The following is a 17,841-nucleotide window of genomic DNA, read 5'->3' as shown; positions in this document are numbered from 1 at the left end:
TGCTGTGGAATGCATGCATGGGTTGGTGAGGAGACCCATGCAAGGGCTTCCTGTGATACCCACTCGTGGGTTTCCCAACCTATGGATAATAGGCTGAGATAAAGGGATGTTGGGGTGTGAAAGGAAAGGGAAGATTGGGTATGAGGAAGGCTCTGAGGAAGGGCTTAGCAGAAGAGGCTAGCAATGATTCCGTCTGAGACGAAGATGCCCTCTGGGGTAAGCCGAAGGAGATCACTCTCCTTCATGAGTGTACCAGCGCAAAGGAAAGGCTCTGCGAGGTGAAGAAGCTTAGCCCGAGCATCTTCCCCGAAGCGTGCTTGATAGGCTTCGAGCGAGATTCCCCATTGTGTGCGCAGTCGAGTCATGATATACTCATGCTGGAGCTCTTCATCGGTTAGGAGCTCGAGGCTGTAGTCTCTCTTCCCAGAAAGCATACCCTTGATGTAGGCTGTGAGTGAAGGGACGTTGAAGCTACGCCTACGCCCTCCGTCATAGCTATGCGCCGAGGGGCCGAAGCCAAGGTAGGGGTCACCTTGCCAGTAACCCGTATTATGGCGTGCATGGCAACCTGGGAGGGCAAAGTTCGAGATCTCGTAATGCTCATAGCCTGCGGTCTTTAGGCGATTGATGAGTAGCTGGAAGAAGGCTAAGCTGTCCTCTTCACTAACAGCTTGTACCTTCCTCTGCTCTAGGAGCTTGGTGAGGGCAGTACCTTCTTCATAAATCAGGTGGTAGGCAGATAGATGTGGGACACTGAGGGCAAGGAAGCTCTCGATGCTTGCTTCCCATCGCTCGAGGGTCTGTCGTGGAAGTCCGTAGATGAGGTCTAAACTAAGGTTCGTAATCCCTACAGAGCGCAGGGAGGAAACAGCCTCATGGACTTGCTCCACAGAGTGTCGACGGTTGAGAAAGGTAAGGTCGTCGGGATGAAAGCTCTGCACACCCATGCTCACTCGGTTGAAGGGCAGGAGAGCAAGCCCCTCGGCATAGCTAGGGGTGATGTCATCGGGGTTGCACTCGATGGTGACTTCCCCTCCTTTAGCTATGGGATAGAGGCTGTGTATTCTCTGGGTAATCGTGGTTAGCTCTGCGATGGAGAGCTGAGAGGGTGTGCCTCCCCCGAAGTAGATATGCTTTACTTCTTCCCCTCGAGGTAGCTCCTCTCGTCGCTCCTCCAGCTCTCGGAGCAGGGCCGATAGGAAGTCTGTACGCTGTTTGCTCCCAGTCTGTGTATAGAAGTCACAGTAGGAGCAACGGCTGGCGCAGAAGGGGATATGGAGGTAAAGGTTCATGGAGGGTTGCTACTTCCCTCGATGGATCTCGTCGCGAAGGGCTGCGAGGTTCAGCTCCAGCCCCACGGTACAGGGGGTGGAGACTCCGAAGATGTTGACAGCCTCCACACCGAGTTCGATGCAGTCGTAGTCAATGAGGTCACTCATCACGAGCAGGCAATGTGGGTTACCTAGGGTGGAGGAGAGTAGTGAGGCCTCACGGCGACCATGTGCGTCTGTTGTGACTGCCCACAGGCGATAGGTCGTACCATCGGCACTTGCCTCTCGGGGCATAGACCAGCGTACGAGGATCGTCCCATCCTGCCCTACTGCGGCATCAAGGTGCTTAGGGGCGGCAGGCTTGTGTGCTAGTCCTCGGGGGTAAGCAAGGGGTAGTGCAGGGTGCTTGAATGCCTCCTGTATGATCCTACGTACGGCAGGGAAACGACCTCCTGTATGTGTCTCACGGAAGAAGCATATGCCTGCTAGTCCCTCCTCACGGGTCAGATTGATTTGTTCCTCGATGACTTCGCTTGGCCAGCCTGTCTCCTCGATGCGGTAAGGGGCTAACCCTACAACAATAGGCACGTAGGGAGAAACTAGCTCTTTCCATTCCTTGAGGAAGGGGTCAAAGAGTACATCACGGTAGTACATCATCGGCACGATGAAGTCCACAAGCCCCTCCTTACCCCAAGTGATGGGATCTTGGTAGACGGACTCGTAGGCTGTCCAGCCATGTGGACGTTCCAAGGTAGGTATCTTCTGTAGTTTACCGAGAGTAGCTACACTGACAAGCACATTAGGGGCTATGGCATGTAGTGAGTCACGTATTTCTCGCAACTGCTCAGTGAGGTTATGCCTTCGCCACTCGTCCTTCGATGGATAGTCTAGTCCATACTTAATGTAGCTGGCTTTATCTGCAAATCGCTCCGCCTCATCTGGGTAACGGAAGTAATCAAAGTGAACCCCATCTACATCATACCTACGCACCAAGTCAGCCGTCAGCTGTGTGATGTAGTGCCGTACGTCAGGATTGCCTGGGTCAAGGTGATACGAGCCCTTATGAGAGATAGCCCAGCTAGGATGCTCTCTTAGTATCGGGTGTGGATTACGCTTGGCTGAGGCAAGGGGATAGGTGACGAGCCAGGCATGGATGCTAAGGTTACGCTCGTGACACTCCTTGATGGCGAAGCGAAGAGGGTCATAGTCTCCGAAATAACCATCCCCTGCCATGCGCGATGAGAGAGGCTCTTGTTCGGAGGGATAGATAACAGCGCCACTATGACGCACCTGTAGGAAGACAGTGTTATACCCATCAGCCCTGAGACGATCTAGGATACGGACGAGTGCTTCCTTCTGCTTGCGTACTCCGTCTGGTGTATCCGCTTTATCCTTTGGCCAGTCCAGACCATAGACTGTCGTAAGCCAAACTGCACGCATCTCCTCTCGGATTGAGTCTGCTCCAGGACGAACCCATTGAGGGGAGTCTACGGAGGATATGGGTTGCTCAGGCGTGTGTGGTAGGGGTGGCTCAGAGGAGGCTTGTGGTTTCTTCGTGCCACATCCTACGAGAGATAAGCTAAGGAAAAGGCCAAGGAGAAAGGCTCTGTGTTGAGGTTGGTGCATGCCTTCGCTAATAGTAGGCAATGTTGTCAATTAGGCGCACCTCTCCACAGTACACAGTGATGCATCCATGTGGCTTGGGACTATCCTCCCAGCGAGTGATGGGCTGTAGAGTGTCGGCATCTACAATTTCAAAGTACTCAACTCGTAGCGTAGGGATGGCATCTAGGAGCTGAGTAGCACGTTCGATGACTGCCTTAGGGGATAATTCTTTACTCCAAGTACGGCTTTCACTAAGGATACGATAGATGTTTGGAGCTTGTGCTCTTCCCTCCTCACTAAGGAGAGTGTTTCGGCTACTACGTGCTAGACCATCTTCTTCCCTGACGATTGGACAGGCGATGATCTCGACAGGACTCTTGATCTCGCGTGCCATAGCACGAAGCACTGCGATCTGCTGGAAGTCCTTCTCTCCGAAGTAGGCACAGTCAGGTTGCACTAGATCAAAGAGACGAGAAACAACCTGCATCACACCATTGAAATGTCCTGGACGGTACTTCCCTTCCATCACCTCTGCTACTGCACCCACATGGAATACTCGGGTATCGGGCTCAGGGTAGATTGTCTCCACTTCGGGTGCAAAAAGAGCTGTTGTTCCGATGGAAGCGAGTAGGCGACTATCAGCATCCAGCGTACGCGGATACGTCTCTAAGTCTCTGGGATTGTTGAACTGTGTTGGATTAACAAACACGCTGACAATGCAACAATCATTTTCCTTGAGGGCACGGCGGACTAATGATAGATGTCCTTCATGCAGTGCACCCATGGTGGGAACAAAGGCTATGCGGTGACCTTGCTTGCGTTCTTCGGTAACGAATGAACGAAGTTCTTCGGCGGTTTTATAGATATTCATTGATAAACGATATAAAGAGGTTGTGGTTACTTCTTCTTGCTAAACTGACCTTGGGAGACTAGGTACTCTGCGATCTGTACGGCATTCAATGCTGCACCCTTCTTGATCTGATCAGAGACGCACCAGAAAGCGATACCTCTTGGGTTCGTTAAATCCTTACGCAGGCGTCCAACATAGACTGGGTCTTTCTCTGCGATAAAAAGGGGCATGGGATAGACCTGCTCACTGGGCTCGTCTTGTAGCACAATTCCCGGGGCTTTGCGGAAGGCCTCCTGTAGTACATCGAGCTCTATGGTCTCCTCGGTCTCCACCCAGATAGCCTCTGAATGGGCACGTGTAACGGGTACACGTACGCAGGTTGCACTCACTGAGAGGTCACTATGCATGATCTTACGTGTCTCGTTGTACATCTTTAGTTCCTCCTTCGTATAGTCTCCATCGGCGAAGACATCAATCTGTGGGATGAGGTTGTAGGCAAGCTGGTAGGCGAACTTCTTTACTTCTGGTTCCTCTCCTCGGGCAATGGCCTTGGTCTGCTCGTCGAGCTCCATCATCCCACGAGCACCAGCCCCACTAGCTGCCTGGTACGTTGCTACGTGTACGCGGGTGATGGGTGAGAGCTGATGGATGACGTTGAGGGCGACAACCATCTGGATGGTGGTGCAGTTGGGGTTTGCGATGATACCTCGAGGGCGTACAAGGGCATCGGCTGCATTCACCTCGGGGACGACGAGCGGTACATCCTCCTGCATACGGAAGGCACTGGAGTTGTCAATCATTACAGCGCCATGCTTCGTTATGGTCTCTGCATACTCTAGGGAGATACTACCACCAGCGGAGACGAATGCTATATCAATGTCCTGGAAGTCATCGCCATGACGGAGCTCCTGGACAATGTATTCTTGTCCCTTGAAGGTAATTCTCTGCCCTGCACTTCGTGTAGAGGCAAAAAGCTTCAGTTGGTCAATCTTCAGGCTTCTTTCACTAAGGACGCGGAGGAACTCTTGCCCTACAGCGCCGGTGACACCCACGATTGCTATGTTCATCGTTATGCTATAGTTTGCTATGGATAAAATTTTGACGCAAAGGTACGAAGAAACAAGAGAGTGTGAGGCTCACCTGCGTCAAGATCCTTTGCTTTATCCTTTCGGTTGCTGTTCCTTTGTTCCTTCAGTTCCCTTTCTTTTATCCCATCAATGCCCCATCCTCTTGCATCTTATCCTTATTCCATTCGTTCTCTTAGGTTGGGAAGGTGAGGCTAGTCTTCACTTGAAGGAACGGGGCTTTGGAAGGAGTGGTGTACCTTTGTTATGCGTTGGGTTGAAGCTTGGATTAGCTCTGCTCATTGATACAGAATAGATCTATCCCTTCAACCTTACATAGTTATCAGAGTGGAGGGATGGAGCTTCGGAGCGCAGAGATAGGGCTTAGTTTGTAATACAGGGATTATAGAGCGTCTCAGAGATGAGCAGTATTCAGTTGTATAATGTCAAGATAATGATGAGGGCTAGCATAGGGCTATGGAGGGGAACACTCCGTATGAACCTCAGTGTCGATGACCTCATCAACTACCTCTCTGAGGGTATGACTGTGGTCGGACGTACCCTTCTTGGAAAGAACGTACTTTACTCTCGAATCCTTATTCCCTAGACGATATGCCTCAGCTCTGCAATCCTCCTCGCCTTTGGGTCTTTAACCCTGGGCATGAAGAAGCCCTACGCATACCATCACACCTACGCTATACCCCAGCGAAGGAAGTGCGCCAGATGCGCCATGACCTTGCCCCCTTGCTCTCTCTCCTTGCACACGAAGGTGATTACATCTATCGCCCTGCATCTCCTTTGGGGTCTCCTGCCGAACTACTTGATTATTGCGGTCAAAGTGTATCACCGCACCCCTTGAGAGGTAGCACGCTCCAGCTCATGCTCTGGGGGATTGAGCCACACATCATCCATGAACTGATGACGGCACCCCTCCTAAGGGGGATTGACCTCGTACCCCCACCAATCAGTGCTGACTACCTGAAGATGGCACACCGCCAGAGTTGTGAGGGACTTCTTCGCTACCTAATCAAGGAGGGAGGCTATCCAGAGGCATTGCTCCCTCGTTGGGTGGAGCAAGGGGTAGACCGCAGTGAGACGAAGCATCTCCTTCGGGAGGCACTAAGGGGTATAGCACAAGACTATGGTTCTCCTACAGAGGTAATGGTAAAGCGTCCCTTCTCCTCCTCTGGGCGTGGTGTGCTTCCCTTCCCAAGGTGCTACAGTGAGAAGCACCTCGAGGCTCTTACTGGTAATTGCTTGCGACTGGGAGCGGTGAGTATTGAGCCTCTTTGGCAGGTGATAGAGAATTGGGCTCTGGAGTATGTGCGAGATGGGGAAGGGCGAGTATCGTTTGTGGCCTTCTCTCTTTTTGAGACCATTGCCTCGGGGCGAGCCTATGCTGGCAACATCTTGCAGAGTCAAGAGACTCTACGGGCTAGGCTCATCCAGCATATCGGTAGCGAAGCTCTCACCCAGCTGATTGCTTTACATGAGACCTACCTAAGCGAAGCCCTAGCCGCATCGCAGTACGAAGGGTATATCGGTGTTGACCTCTTCCTCTATGAGGATGGAGGACAGATAAAGCTGCACCCAGCTGTTGAAATCAACCTACGTACTACGATGGGTCTCCTCGCACATTTGGCCTATGAGCGTTATCTCACGCCACCCGAGGAGGGTCGTTTCCTGATTGAATACCTCCCTACGGCTCAGCTACAGTCTCCTACGAGCCTTACCTTTTCTCTTCCCGAAGTATCCCCTACGACCCTCTTTCAAGCTCGTATTACCAAGGCTTAGGCTTTTTCCACCCTTTTGCATGAAACATCTTCCCCGAGTACCCTCATTAGGGTCTTGGGGAACCCATGCAAGGCTACCTAAGGAGACCCATGCTAGGGTGTCCTCGCAAGCCCTTGCATGGGTCTCTGCGTAACCCTTGCAAGGGTAGTAATGGACGTGCCTTAGGGGCTTGCTGAGGGGGCTTGTTTGCTTTAGGGGAAAGAGGGAGCTTGGGTAGAAGTAAATTGGCTAAAGCCCCTAGGAGGGAGTGGCTCAGTGAGGCTCGTTGGGAAGGGGCTGAAGCCTAGAGAAGGCGTGTTACTAGGGATAGACTTGGTCTGGAGCAAGGATGATTGCTTCCTCCAGTGGGAGCATGGCATTGATTAGGCGTATGGAGCGACAGCGGGCAAGGTCTTGAGGTGTGAGATGATCCTGCTCATACACTAGACCTTGCTCGATGAGGAAGGCTCGTTGTGTACCCTTGAGAAGAGGGTATGCAGGGGTAACAAGACTTCCGTCCTCGAGCTCTAGTAGGATGTTTGTAAAGGTTGTGTCGGTGATCCTACCATCGGGACGTAGGAAGAGTGCCTCGGTCTCTGGTGGTAGTGTGGACTGCGCATTTAAGAAATAGGAGCGGTCAGCGTATTTGTAACGGTAGGTAAAGCGTGGGGGCAAGGTGCATAGCTGGAGGTGGTGAATGGCTCTTCGCTGGTAAGGGATGGTTTGGTGGCTAAGTATGCTTTCCGAATCATAGGTTAGGGTGAGGCGGTGGATACCCTCGGTGGGTAGGGGGATAGAGGAAAGATGGTGGAGTACTTCATCCTCTCGGAGGGTGCCACCATGAGCTAGCACCGTCCCCCGAAGCCGTGCTAAGTGCCTATCTAGTCCGTGGAGTCTTCCCCCTTCAGAGCGGAGTGTTTCGATGAAGCTTACTGAGGGATGTAGATTTTCTGAATACATTCTTGGTACTCGTCTTCTGCTCGGCTATTAATGGTAATCCCGCCCCCTGAGCGGTAGTAGAGTTGTCCATCTTGAGCCTCTTCTACGTAGCGGATAAGCACGGCAGAGTCCAAATCCTTGCCATCAAAGTAGCCACATACACCAGAGTAGTAGCCCCGAGGGCAACCTTCGGCTTCTTGGATGAGTTCGAGGGTCTTTCCTTTGGGTGCACCACAGATCGACCCCGCAGGTAGTAGCTCCCTCATGAGGTCACCCAGAGCGTGTCGGTAGGCTGGCATGATTTGCCCTCGTACCTCACTGCTCATCTGTAGGAGTGACCCTTTGATGGTATGTAGCTCGGTGAGGTACTTGAAGCGTGCAACTCGGACGGATGTAGCTACACGACTGAGGTCATTACGCATCAGATCTACGATGGTATGATGCTCACAGCTCTCCTTGTAGTCAGAGCGAAGACGTTCGGCAGCGTGGGGTAGGGTGGCATCTATTGTACCCTTCATCGGGTGGGTGCTTATCTCATCTGCCTGAATAGTCACAAAGCACTCGGGAGAGAAGGAGACAAAGCGATGAGGAAAGAGGACCTTGTAGCGAGCCTCAGAGGCTAGGTAGATTTGCTCTAGGCTGGCTGTACTCTCGATGGGGGTACGTATGGTGAGGTTGGCCAAAAAGCTATCCCCTCGAAGTAAGCCCTGCTGTATGTGTTTGAACCGTCGCTCATAGGTGGGGAAGTCCTCCGGGTGTGCTACGAGTTCGATGGGGATAGAAGGTGCCTCTGGGAGGGAAGTCTTTGCACTCGGGAAATCAAAGAATACTTGGGGTGTACTTGCCCCCAGTGGGGAGGAGATGAATATCCCTCTCTGAAGCTCAAAGTCAAGAGCAAAGAAGAAGGGCTGACCCGTGCATGAAGCCTTGTTCATGGATGCTAGGGTAGCCCTGACCTCAGGAGAGGGTACAAAGGGGAGTGACATGTGTTTTAGGGTGGGTGTAGAGGGGCTATGGGCTAGTGTGAGCGTGGTTTAGAGCTGTGCGCCGAGGGGGTACTAGCCTGATTGGAGGAAAGCCTAACTGAGGTGGGAGTGAGCGTTATAAGTTTTGCCTTGTAGAGTGCCCCTAGGGCCATCTTAAAGGTCTTTTTGCTCATCCCTGTGAGGCTGAGTACTTCCCCGGCCGAACTCTTGTCTCCAATCGGTAGCTCTCCGCCATGTACCTCCAGTAACTGGAGTAGGCGAGCCTGCTCGCCCTCTACCTTGGCATAGCCCACGGGGCTTAGTGAGAGATCAACCTTGTTGTCCTCACGGATGCGTACAACATAGGCTGTGAGCTTCTCTCCACGCTGTAACATACGTGGAGCTTCATCTGTATAGATAAAGCCCCAATGAGCATCCTCTATGACACACCGATAGCCTAGCTCGTGTTGCTCGGTGATGAGACAGGAGACAGACTCCCCAGGCATGTAGGGGATCGGGGTATTACCAATATGCTTGTTCAGGCGAGCAGAGCCTACGATCTTCCCGCTCAGCTGGTCGATGTAGAGGTAAACCACATAGCTGTATCCCTCCTGCATGCGTGATGCTTGCTCACGGAAGGGGACAAAGAGATCACGATGAATACCCCAGTGCATAAAGGCTCCAGCCTCTGTTACAGAGCTACAGCGGAGATAGGCCACTTCTCCTACCTCTGCTAGTGGGGTAAGTGTTGTAGCGATAAGTCGCCCTTCGTTATCATGATAGACGAAGACAGAGACAAGATCTCCTTCTTTTGCACCGGTGGGGATATACTTTGTCGGTAGCAGGATGTCTTGCAGTCCTCCATCAAGGTAAGCACCGACAGAGACAAAACGTAATATGGGGAGCTCCTGCCGACGCCCTAGCTGATAGGCTGTGAGCTTCTTGGGCTGTACGTCCATGATGATCAAGAGATAGGGGTAATGGTGGTTTCGTCCCTGAACTCAGGGTGTAGCGTGAGGGTATAGGTTGATGTGCCACGCTGAATCTCAAGGATCAGCTCTCGATGCTCAGTCTCATTGATATAGGGACGGAAGGAGAATAGATAGCTGAAGAAGGTAGCATACTTGTCTTGATCAAAGGCCTTACGGATATTGGCGTAGTTGGACTTGTCCCAGTAGCTTACCCCTGCCCCCCCTTGTAGGTCTGAGGAAGCACTCTGTTTGGAGTCTCGATAGCGATTGGTGTCAGAGATGAAGTTCAGGTATAGCTTAGAGAGTTCGCTGGGGTTTGTAGGATTGAGCTTACGCCCATTGATACTGAGGATACGATCTCCACAGCGTAGCCCTGCTCGGAAGGCGGGGGAATGATCCTCAATGTCTCTGATGAGATTGAGCTCTGAGCCATCGTAGATAATACCCGTGTAGTTATAGCGTGAGATGTGGATCTGAAAAGTAGGACGCTTGGGTGAACTGACATAGGGAAATCCCTCAAGCATCAAGGGAAGCATGTAGTGTGCGTAATCCTTGAGCGTCATAGCCTCACTCAGTGCGCTACGAGAGGTACACACCCAGATGGGGCGACCCGTCGTGTTCGGTCTAGAGAACTGGACTGTGAGTTGTATGGTGTACTGACCCATAGCGTTTGCCTCAGAGGGGAGCAGGGGGAGGGTAACGAAGTCCCTAAGGCTGGGATTGAATACGCTCGTGTACCTTGGGATGGATGTATCACGCTCTTGGCTGGAGTTGGGGCGTAGTTCGTAGAAGCACTCGATGATGAGATCTGGGCTTGAGGCATCAGCCTTTAGCCCCATGTCCTTCAGTTGCTCTGCCACTTGGGCATAAAGAGCTTCATCCAATGCTCTATTGCTCTCTGTGGAGGGAGCAAAGGCAAAGGTATGAGCCTGAGTAAGGTCATACGCAGTGGAAGTCTCATAGATGAAAGGGTAAGAGACCGTACGCTCCATCTCATCCTGAAGACTGTAATATGCGAAGGCACGTGCTAGCTCTCGCTCGGTCACGCTCCCTTGAGGTTTGCTCTCTGGGCGTAACACAACTTTTCTTGTACCCTTGCCTAGGCTTGTGATGGTGAGTAGATGTACCGTCTGTGGACGCTCCAGCAAGGAGTGCAACTCCTCTAGCTGTAACTTGGCTGTCGGGATGCCATCAATCTCCTCGATGATGTCCCCCGTATGTAGCCCTGCCCTGTGTGCAGGGCTGTACGGGACAGTGGATGTAATGACCGCCTTGCCCTTGCCCCAGCCTGTGCTTTGCTGTACAGTATAGCTTAGTCCCGTTCTGTAGAGTAGACTCCGGGAGGAGAGTGCTTGGGCTCGGACGCTTGACAGTAGGGGGGAGAGGAGGAAGAGTGTAATGCCCACTAGGGAACGTATGCGATGGGTAAAGTGTATCATTGTTCGGTGGATGGGTCGGTAGATTGCAATAGGTCAATGACGAGATAGAGGGCTTCTTCAGCAGCCTTGGCTATATTCTCTGTACGGTTACCCATCAGATGTAGTTGCTTACATCTTAGTCGGTCTCCCTCGGGATGATGCCATACAGCGGCGAGCCAAACTGTGCCTACGGGACGTATGGAGTCACCGCCTGTTGGACCAGCAATGCCTGTGGAGGCGATGCCTATATCTGTATGTAGTCGCTCTGAGACGCCTAGTGCCATAGCTTCAGCGACCTCTCTACTGACTACATGATGCTTCTCTATGAGTGATAGGGGGACACCTAGTAGCTCGTCCTTGAGCTCTGCTTGATAGGCGATGATGCCCCCTTGCAGATAGTCTGATGCTCCAGCTACACGACCTATCTGAGCGCATATACTACCCACGGTACAGCTCTCTGCCGTGGCAATACTTAGCCCTTTGTGTCGGAGTATCTTACCAATCTGCTCCTCTAGCTTGAGTTCGTCCATGATCACATCATGACACGTGCAAAGGGAACAGCCTCCAGTGAGCAACGCTTCCCCTCGAGGAAACTGAAGTAACCATTCATGGCGACCATAGCCGCATTATCTGTCGTATAGGCAAATGGAGGGATGAAGATCTTCCACCCATATCTGCGAGCATGGTCTGCGAAGGCCTCCCTTAGCCCAGTATTGGCAGATACACCGCCAGCCACTGCTACCTGTCGTATGCCTAAGTCTTTAGCTGCCTGACGGAGCTTCTTCATGAGGATTTCAATCACTGTATGTTGAAGCGAGGCACAAAGGTCCTCTTTGCGCTCCTCGATGAAGTTGGGGTTCTTGACAAGCTCATCACGAAGGGTATAGAGGAAGGAGGTTTTCAGTCCGCTGAAGCTATAGTCATAGCCTGCAATGTGAGGCTTACTAAAAGGGAAGGCCTTGGGGTTACCTAGGCTGGCGAGGCGATTGACTACAGGTCCTCCTGGGTAGCCAAGGCCCATTACCTTGGCACATTTGTCAAAGGCCTCTCCAGCCGCATCATCGATTGTCTGACCGATGATTTGCATGTCTGAGGCAGAGCGCACGAGGATGATTTGTGAATTGCCACCTGAGACAAGCAGGCAAAGGAATGGGAACTCTGGTGCGTCACGCTTCTCTCCCTCTGGCTCCTCGATGAAGTGAGCCAAGACGTGTGCATGTAGGTGGTTCACCTCCACCATTGGGATGTCAAGGGCGAGGGATAGCCCTTTGGCGAAGTTCGTCCCTACGAGAAGTGAGCCCAAAAGACCTGGCCCTCGAGTGAAGGCAATAGCGTCAAGGTCTCTCGCCGTGACACCTGCACGGCGGAGAGCCTCACTGACAACAGGCACGATATTCTGCTCATGGGCACGTGAGGCCAGCTCGGGGACAACACCGCCATAGGCTGTGTGTACAGCTTGCGAGGCGATAACGTTGCTGAGCAAAGTGCGCCCCCGCAGTACGGCGGCGGAGGTGTCGTCACACGAACTCTCAATCCCAAGTATGATAGGCGTTTGATTCATTCTATAGTTGCTGCCAAAATCAATCGTCACAAAAGTACGAAAATGTCCCTGCACGACCTGTCTATCTAGCCGAAAGAATCCCTCTGCCTGACTAAAACTGTGTGCTTATCTTTGCTTGGGTGCCTGTCTGGTAAGTTGTCCATCTGTGGTGCCGCCATTTCTTCAAAATCTAAACACACCCCTCGAGGATGTGCATAAATAGGGCGTTTGTAGGGGGCTTCAACGAGTTACCATAACTCGTTATCAAGAGTTATGGTAACTCGCTATGGAGAGTTATGGTAACTCATCAAGACGAGTTATGGTAACTCGTTGTGGCGAGTTGTGGTAAGTCGTTGAGGAGGATTATTTACTCCTTTCTATGATGTTGATTTATATGCTTTTATGTGATGTCTTTTTGCTGCTGTTTTTGAGGTTGAAGAGTGGTGCGGAATAGGAGAGGTAAGGAAGGGGGGAGGGTAGTAGAGGATGGTGTCCCTATACCTTATTAATATGGAGGTAGAAAGTTGGGAGGCTTTTTTTGCGTGCCTTTGTGCCAAGGAAGAAAGTGCTATGAATGTGATTATTTCTTACTTTTGTGGTATGAACTTCGGTGTGGGAAGGTCTCACACCTCAAACATATCCATTCAAAGCAAGTAAGAGCTATGAACCTCTCACACATTGAACATCTTGGGATCGCTGTCAAGAGCATCGAAGAATCCCTGCCCTACTACGAAGGTGTACTTGGGCTGAAGTGCTACAACATCGAGGAAGTCGCAGACCAGAAGGTTAAGACTGCTTTCCTACGCGTTGGTCAGACGAAGATTGAGTTACTCGAAGCTACCTCTCCCGACAGCACAATCGCTAAGTTCATCGAGAAGCGTGGCGAAGGTATTCACCACATCGCTTTCGCGGTCCCCAACACGGACGAAGCGCTCCAAGAGGTATCTGAGAAGGGCGTTCAGCTAATCGACAAACATTCTCGTAAGGGTGCAGAAGGACTGAACATTGGGTTCCTCCATCCTAAGAGTACGCTAGGTGTCCTCACCGAGCTGTGTGATAACCGCGACGTCAAGTAAGCACTACTGATGACATGATGGGATAATAGAAGCGTCCGTATCCTTATGTATTTAAGGTGAAGACACTTCTATTATCCCTTCTTTCTTTCACAACCCCAACGATAGCAACGACTAAAAGCTAATAATATGAGTGTTCAACTAGAGAAAATCAAGGAGCTTATTCAGCTCCGTGCCACAGCTCATCTTGGTGGTGGGCAGAAGCGTATCGATAGCCAGCACCAGAAGGGTAAGTTCACGGCTCGTGAGCGTATCAACATGCTTCTGGACGAAGGCAGCTTCGACGAGATTGATACATTTGTGCTACACCGCTCCACGAACTTCGGGATCGATAAGACGAAGTTCCTCGGCGACGGTGTTGTCACAGGATCGGGTACGATCGATGGTCGTCTCGTCTATGTCTTTGCTCAGGACTTCACTGTATTCGGTGGCGCACTCTCCGAAATGCTCGCCTCGAAGATCTGCAAGGTCATGAAGCTCGCTATGGAGATGGGAGCCCCAGTGATCGGCCTCAACGACTCGGGTGGTGCTCGTATCCAGGAGGGGATCAATGCCCTCAGTGGTTATGGTGACATCTTCCAGAACAACATCCTTGCCTCCGGTGTCGTACCTCAGATCTCTGCTATCTTCGGCCCTTGTGCTGGTGGTGCTGTTTATTCGCCCGCCCTCACGGACTTCAATATCATGAGCAAGGGTACGAGCTATATGTTCCTCACTGGTCCTAAGGTTGTCAAGACCGTAACGGGTGAAGACGTTACACAGGAGCAGCTCGGTGGTGCTAGCGTACACGCCTCTAAGAGCGGTGTCGCACACTTCGCCGTAGATAACGAAGAGGAAGGTATTCGCCTGATCCGTCACCTGCTCTCCTTCATCCCTCAGAACAATATGGAGGATGCTCCATGTGTAGAGCCTACAGACGCGATCGATCGTGTAGATGACGCTCTGAACGAGATCATCCCTGATCAGCCTAACAAGGGCTACAACATGTATGAGGTCATCGGTACGATCGTCGATAATGGCGAGTTCCTAGAGATCCACCGTGACTGGGCTAAGAACATTATCATCGGCTTCGCTCGCTTCAACGGACAGAGTGTTGGTATCGTAGCTAACCAGCCTATGGTCATGGCTGGTGCACTGGATAGCAACGCCTCTCGTAAGGCTGCTCGCTTCGTGCGCTTCTGTGACGCCTTCAATATCCCTCTCGTTACCCTCGTTGATGTACCAGGCTTCCTCCCAGGTACCGGTCAGGAGTACAACGGGGTCATTGTCCATGGTGCTAAGCTCCTCTATGCTTACGGGGAAGCAACTGTACCTAAGATCACCGTCACCCTACGTAAGTCCTATGGTGGTGCCTACATCGTGATGAGCTCCAAGCATCTGCGCTCTGACGTGAACCTCGCTTGGCCATCTGCTGAGATTGCCGTTATGGGCCCTGCTGGTGCCGTAGAGGTTATCTTTGCTAAGGAAGTTGCTGCTGCTGAGAACCCAGCAGAGGCTGCAGCACAGAAGGAAGAAGAATACCGCAAGGCATTCGCTAATCCCTACAACGCTGCTTCCTATGGCTTCATGGATGATGTCATCGAGCCACGTAATACACGTTTCCGTATTATCCGTGCCCTCGAGCAACTCCGCACAAAGAAGCAGATCAACCCAGCAAAGAAGCACGACAACCTGCCTCTCTAGTCCAAGAGCTGGCACTAGCCGTGCATAGTCATTCAACGCTACACTAGCATGAATACCGCTCGTCTTCTCACGTTATCTGCCGGTCTTGCCCTTACTGGGGCGACTACAGGTACCGTGTGGGCTCAGAATCGTACAACTGAGCTCCCAGAAAAGGTTCTCCGCTTGCAGGAGCAAGATCCTGCAGGCCTCATCATGACCTTCACGGCAGTACTTGTTGTTTTCGCCGCCTTGGTAATGCTAGTCTTGGTCTTTAGGCTCTTGGGGCGATTCTTTGAATCCTCTAAGGAACCTAAGAAGGCTTCGACAGCCACTGCAGCCCCTACATCTATCTCTTCCTCTTCCTCACAGCCCTCAGGCGAAGCTCTTGTGGCTATCTCTTTAGCCCTACAGCAGAGCCTAGGTGGACATCCTGGTGAGGTGGCAGCTGCCATCTCCCTCGCCCTGCGCTGTGAACTGGAGCAGCACGATGCAGAGAGCTACGTCCTGACGATTCGTCACAGACCTACGCAGTGGAATGCTCATATACAAGGCACACAACGACGCTATAAATAATAATCGATAACCTCATATTATGCAGCAGGAACCGAACCTCAAGGAAGTATTCGCAGCGATCTCTTATGCCCTCCACGAAGAGCTCGGCAAGCACCTCCACGATCAGGAATCCTATGTCCTGACCATCAAGCGTGGTGTAGTCCCCTCTCCATGGAGCTCTAAGAGCCACACGATGCGTCAGCTCCCTTCCCAATAGTTCATCCCAATCGCAAATCAAACGCTCACACATAATGAAAGAGTATAAGTATAAGATCAATGGCAATGAGTACAGCGTGGCCATCATCGACCTCGAAGGTAACACGGCAGCAGTCGAAGTAAATGGTGTCTCCTACAAGGTAGATATCCTCACCGAAGGCTTCACCGCAGCTCCCGCTCGTCCCGCAGCTAAGCCCGCCGCACCAGCAGCTCCTGCTCCCGCACCTGCTCCTGCCGCAGCTCCCGCTGCTCCACAGCCTATCGCTCCCGCAGCTGCTCCTGCCGCAGAGCCTGCTCCTGCTGGTAAGGGTACGGCCGTACAGTCTCCTCTGCCAGGTGTCATCCTCGACATCAAGGTAGCAGTCGGAGACACGGTCAAGGTTGGTCAGACGGTGGCTATCCTAGAGGCTATGAAGATGGAGAACAGCATCAACGCAGAGTGCGACGGTGTAATCACGGCCATCAAGGTAGCTAAGGGGGATAACATCCTCGAAGGCTCTGATATCGTAATCATAGGTTAGTCTAGCTATGTCCTCCTTCTGGGGCTTTCTGGTTGAGAATATGCAGACGTTCTATTCCTTCACGGGAATAGCGAATGCAACGATGGGGCACCTCATCATGATCTTGGTGGGTCTGCTCTTCATCTTCTTGGCCATCAGATATGAGTTTGAGCCTCTCCTCCTTATCCCCATCGGCTTCGGTATGCTCATTGGGAACATACCGATGCTCAATGGGATGCAGGTAGGTATCTACGAAGAAGGATCTGTCCTCAATATCCTCTACCAAGGTGTGCGTCAGGGGTGGTATCCTCCTTTGATCTTCCTTGGCATTGGGGCGATGACAGACTTCACGGCTCTTATCTCTAACCCCAAGCTCATGCTCGTAGGGGCAGCAGCACAGTTCGGTATCTTCGCCGCCTATATGACTGCCCTACAGCTAGGCTTCACGCCCCCCGAGGCTGGAGCTATCGGTATTATCGGAGGAGCAGATGGCCCTACGGCAATCTTCCTCTCCAATAGACTGGCTCCACACCTCCTAGGTGCTATCGCCGTGTCGGCTTACTCCTACATGGCTCTCGTACCTGTGATACAGCCCCCCTTCATGCGTCTCCTGACTACGAAGAAGGAGCGAGTAATGCGTATGAAGCGTCCTCGTCAGGTATCCCAGACAGAGAAGATCATCTTCCCGATTGCAGGGCTACTCCTTACGACGATGCTTGTGCCACCAGCACTACCTCTGCTCGGGATGCTCTTCTTTGGGAACCTGTTGCGTGAGAGTGGTGTGACGAAGCGACTAGCCGATACGGCGAAGGGTCCACTGATCGATACGGTGACCATCCTACTTGGTGTCACGGTCGGTGCCTCTACGCAGGCAACGGAGTTCCTCACGGGTAACTCTGTGTTGATCTTCGGCCTCGGTGCCTTCTCCTTTGTTATCGCTACTTGTAGTGGGGTACTCTTCGTGAAGTTCTTTAACCTCTTCCTCAAGCCAGAGAACAAGCTCAATCCACTTATCGGTAACGCTGGTGTGTCTGCTGTCCCTGACTCTGCCCGTATCTCGCAGACCCTTGGTCTCGAGTACGACCCTACGAACTACCTCCTCATGCATGCCATGGGGCCGAATGTCGCAGGGGTGATCGGGTCGGCTGTCGCAGCGGGTATTCTGCTTAGCTTCCTCGCTTAGGGCGTTTCAGTCACTTTGGAAAGTAGATCGGCGTACTGCACATGATGTGCAGTACGCCGATTTACTTTCTGCTAGGGGATCTTTTGTACTCGTATGCTTATCCGCTGGTAGATGCCTGATGAAAGAGGTCGTGGGGTACTAGAATGTACAGGCTTCAGAAAACTTGCCTAGAGGTGCAGTTTATTTCTCTTATAGGACAAACAGTTTTCTCTTATAGGATAAATGTTTTTCTCCTATAGGCAAAAAGAAATTCTCCTAT

The 17,841-nt window shown here is 52.0% G+C and carries 18 protein-coding genes; 8 read left to right on the top strand and 10 right to left on the bottom strand.

Going from position 1 to position 17,841, the window contains the following annotated elements; translation table 11 throughout:
• Positions 1-164: 164 nt before the first annotated feature.
• The 4 genes from hemW to HMPREF0636_RS01910 are packed head-to-tail and all read right to left on the bottom strand — an operon-like array spanning position 165 to position 4,793.
• The gene (gene hemW / locus HMPREF0636_RS01925; protein WP_044168145.1) at positions 165-1,292 is read right to left on the bottom strand and encodes a radical SAM family heme chaperone HemW; all 1,128 of its coding nucleotides are present in this window, start codon (positions 1,290-1,292) and stop codon (positions 165-167) included.
• A gap of 9 nt (positions 1,293-1,301) precedes the next feature.
• Entirely contained in the window at positions 1,302-2,897 is a 1,596-nt protein-coding gene (locus tag HMPREF0636_RS01920; RefSeq protein ID WP_044168144.1) for a glycoside hydrolase family 10-like protein, read from the bottom strand.
• A 7-nt stretch (positions 2,898-2,904) separates the two neighbouring features.
• Positions 2,905-3,747, bottom strand: coding sequence for a pantoate--beta-alanine ligase (gene panC / locus HMPREF0636_RS01915; protein ID WP_044168142.1), 843 nt, complete (start codon positions 3,745-3,747; stop codon positions 2,905-2,907).
• Positions 3,748-3,773: 26 nt separating this feature from the next.
• A complete protein-coding gene (locus tag HMPREF0636_RS01910; RefSeq protein ID WP_044168141.1) occupies positions 3,774-4,793 on the bottom strand; it encodes an aspartate-semialdehyde dehydrogenase in 1,020 nt (339 codons plus the stop codon).
• Positions 4,794-5,211: 418 nt separating this feature from the next.
• Between HMPREF0636_RS01910 and HMPREF0636_RS08420 the strand changes: the two genes are divergently transcribed.
• A complete protein-coding gene (locus HMPREF0636_RS08420; RefSeq protein ID WP_155807267.1) occupies positions 5,212-5,397 on the top strand; it encodes a hypothetical protein in 186 nt (61 codons plus the stop codon).
• Between the two features lie 5 nt (positions 5,398-5,402).
• A complete protein-coding gene (locus HMPREF0636_RS01905; RefSeq protein ID WP_044168139.1) occupies positions 5,403-6,584 on the top strand; it encodes a hypothetical protein in 1,182 nt (393 codons plus the stop codon).
• Between the two features lie 300 nt (positions 6,585-6,884).
• Here HMPREF0636_RS01905 and HMPREF0636_RS01900 read toward each other — a convergent pair whose 3' ends face one another.
• Genes HMPREF0636_RS01900 through tsaD form a run of 6 tightly spaced genes read right to left on the bottom strand, consistent with a single transcriptional unit; the run spans position 6,885 to position 12,417 of the window.
• Complete coding sequence (locus HMPREF0636_RS01900) at positions 6,885-7,523, bottom strand: aminotransferase class IV (protein WP_081748375.1); 639 nt, start codon at positions 7,521-7,523, stop codon at positions 6,885-6,887.
• Positions 7,493-8,488, bottom strand: coding sequence for an aminodeoxychorismate synthase component I (locus tag HMPREF0636_RS01895; RefSeq protein WP_044168136.1), 996 nt, complete (start codon positions 8,486-8,488; stop codon positions 7,493-7,495). Before HMPREF0636_RS01895 ends, HMPREF0636_RS01900 begins: the two co-directional genes overlap by 31 nt.
• Positions 8,489-8,520: 32 nt before the next feature.
• Positions 8,521-9,426: a CvfB family protein gene (locus HMPREF0636_RS01890; protein ID WP_044168275.1), complete on the bottom strand. Its 906-nt coding sequence runs from the start codon at positions 9,424-9,426 to the stop codon at positions 8,521-8,523.
• Between the two features lie 5 nt (positions 9,427-9,431).
• Entirely contained in the window at positions 9,432-10,877 is a 1,446-nt protein-coding gene (locus HMPREF0636_RS01885; protein ID WP_044168135.1) for a PDZ domain-containing protein, read from the bottom strand.
• Positions 10,874-11,386: a CinA family protein gene (locus tag HMPREF0636_RS01880; RefSeq protein WP_044168134.1), complete on the bottom strand. Its 513-nt coding sequence runs from the start codon at positions 11,384-11,386 to the stop codon at positions 10,874-10,876. Before HMPREF0636_RS01880 ends, HMPREF0636_RS01885 begins: the two co-directional genes overlap by 4 nt.
• 2 nt (positions 11,387-11,388) lie before the next feature.
• A complete protein-coding gene (tsaD, locus tag HMPREF0636_RS01875; protein ID WP_044168132.1) occupies positions 11,389-12,417 on the bottom strand; it encodes a tRNA (adenosine(37)-N6)-threonylcarbamoyltransferase complex transferase subunit TsaD in 1,029 nt (342 codons plus the stop codon).
• Positions 12,418-13,058: 641 nt separating this feature from the next.
• On the opposite strand from tsaD, the gene mce reads away from it, so the two are divergent.
• The 6 genes from mce (at position 13,059) to HMPREF0636_RS01850 (ending at position 17,582) form a co-directional block, all read left to right on the top strand.
• Complete coding sequence (gene mce / locus HMPREF0636_RS01870) at positions 13,059-13,472, top strand: methylmalonyl-CoA epimerase (protein WP_005467360.1); 414 nt, start codon at positions 13,059-13,061, stop codon at positions 13,470-13,472.
• A 126-nt stretch (positions 13,473-13,598) separates the two neighbouring features.
• Positions 13,599-15,152 (top strand): acyl-CoA carboxylase subunit beta, encoded by a 1,554-nt coding sequence (locus tag HMPREF0636_RS01865; protein WP_044168130.1) that lies wholly within the window; start codon positions 13,599-13,601, stop codon positions 15,150-15,152.
• 48 nt (positions 15,153-15,200) lie between these two features.
• The gene (locus tag HMPREF0636_RS01860; protein ID WP_044168129.1) at positions 15,201-15,704 is read left to right on the top strand and encodes an OadG family protein; all 504 of its coding nucleotides are present in this window, start codon (positions 15,201-15,203) and stop codon (positions 15,702-15,704) included.
• 19 nt (positions 15,705-15,723) lie between these two features.
• Positions 15,724-15,900 (top strand): hypothetical protein, encoded by a 177-nt coding sequence (locus HMPREF0636_RS08480; protein ID WP_005467364.1) that lies wholly within the window; start codon positions 15,724-15,726, stop codon positions 15,898-15,900.
• Between the two features lie 34 nt (positions 15,901-15,934).
• Positions 15,935-16,420 (top strand): acyl-CoA carboxylase biotin carboxyl carrier protein subunit, encoded by a 486-nt coding sequence (locus tag HMPREF0636_RS01855; RefSeq protein ID WP_044168127.1) that lies wholly within the window; start codon positions 15,935-15,937, stop codon positions 16,418-16,420.
• 7 nt (positions 16,421-16,427) lie between these two features.
• Positions 16,428-17,582 (top strand): sodium ion-translocating decarboxylase subunit beta, encoded by a 1,155-nt coding sequence (locus HMPREF0636_RS01850; protein ID WP_005467366.1) that lies wholly within the window; start codon positions 16,428-16,430, stop codon positions 17,580-17,582.
• Positions 17,583-17,841: the final 259 nt, after the last annotated feature.

The sequence above is a fragment of the Porphyromonas catoniae ATCC 51270 genome (assembly GCF_000565015.1).
Classification (GTDB): Bacteria; Bacteroidota; Bacteroidia; order Bacteroidales; family Porphyromonadaceae; genus Porphyromonas; species Porphyromonas catoniae.
Note: the sequence above shows the minus strand (reverse complement) of the source record. Positions and strands in the feature narration are given on the sequence as shown.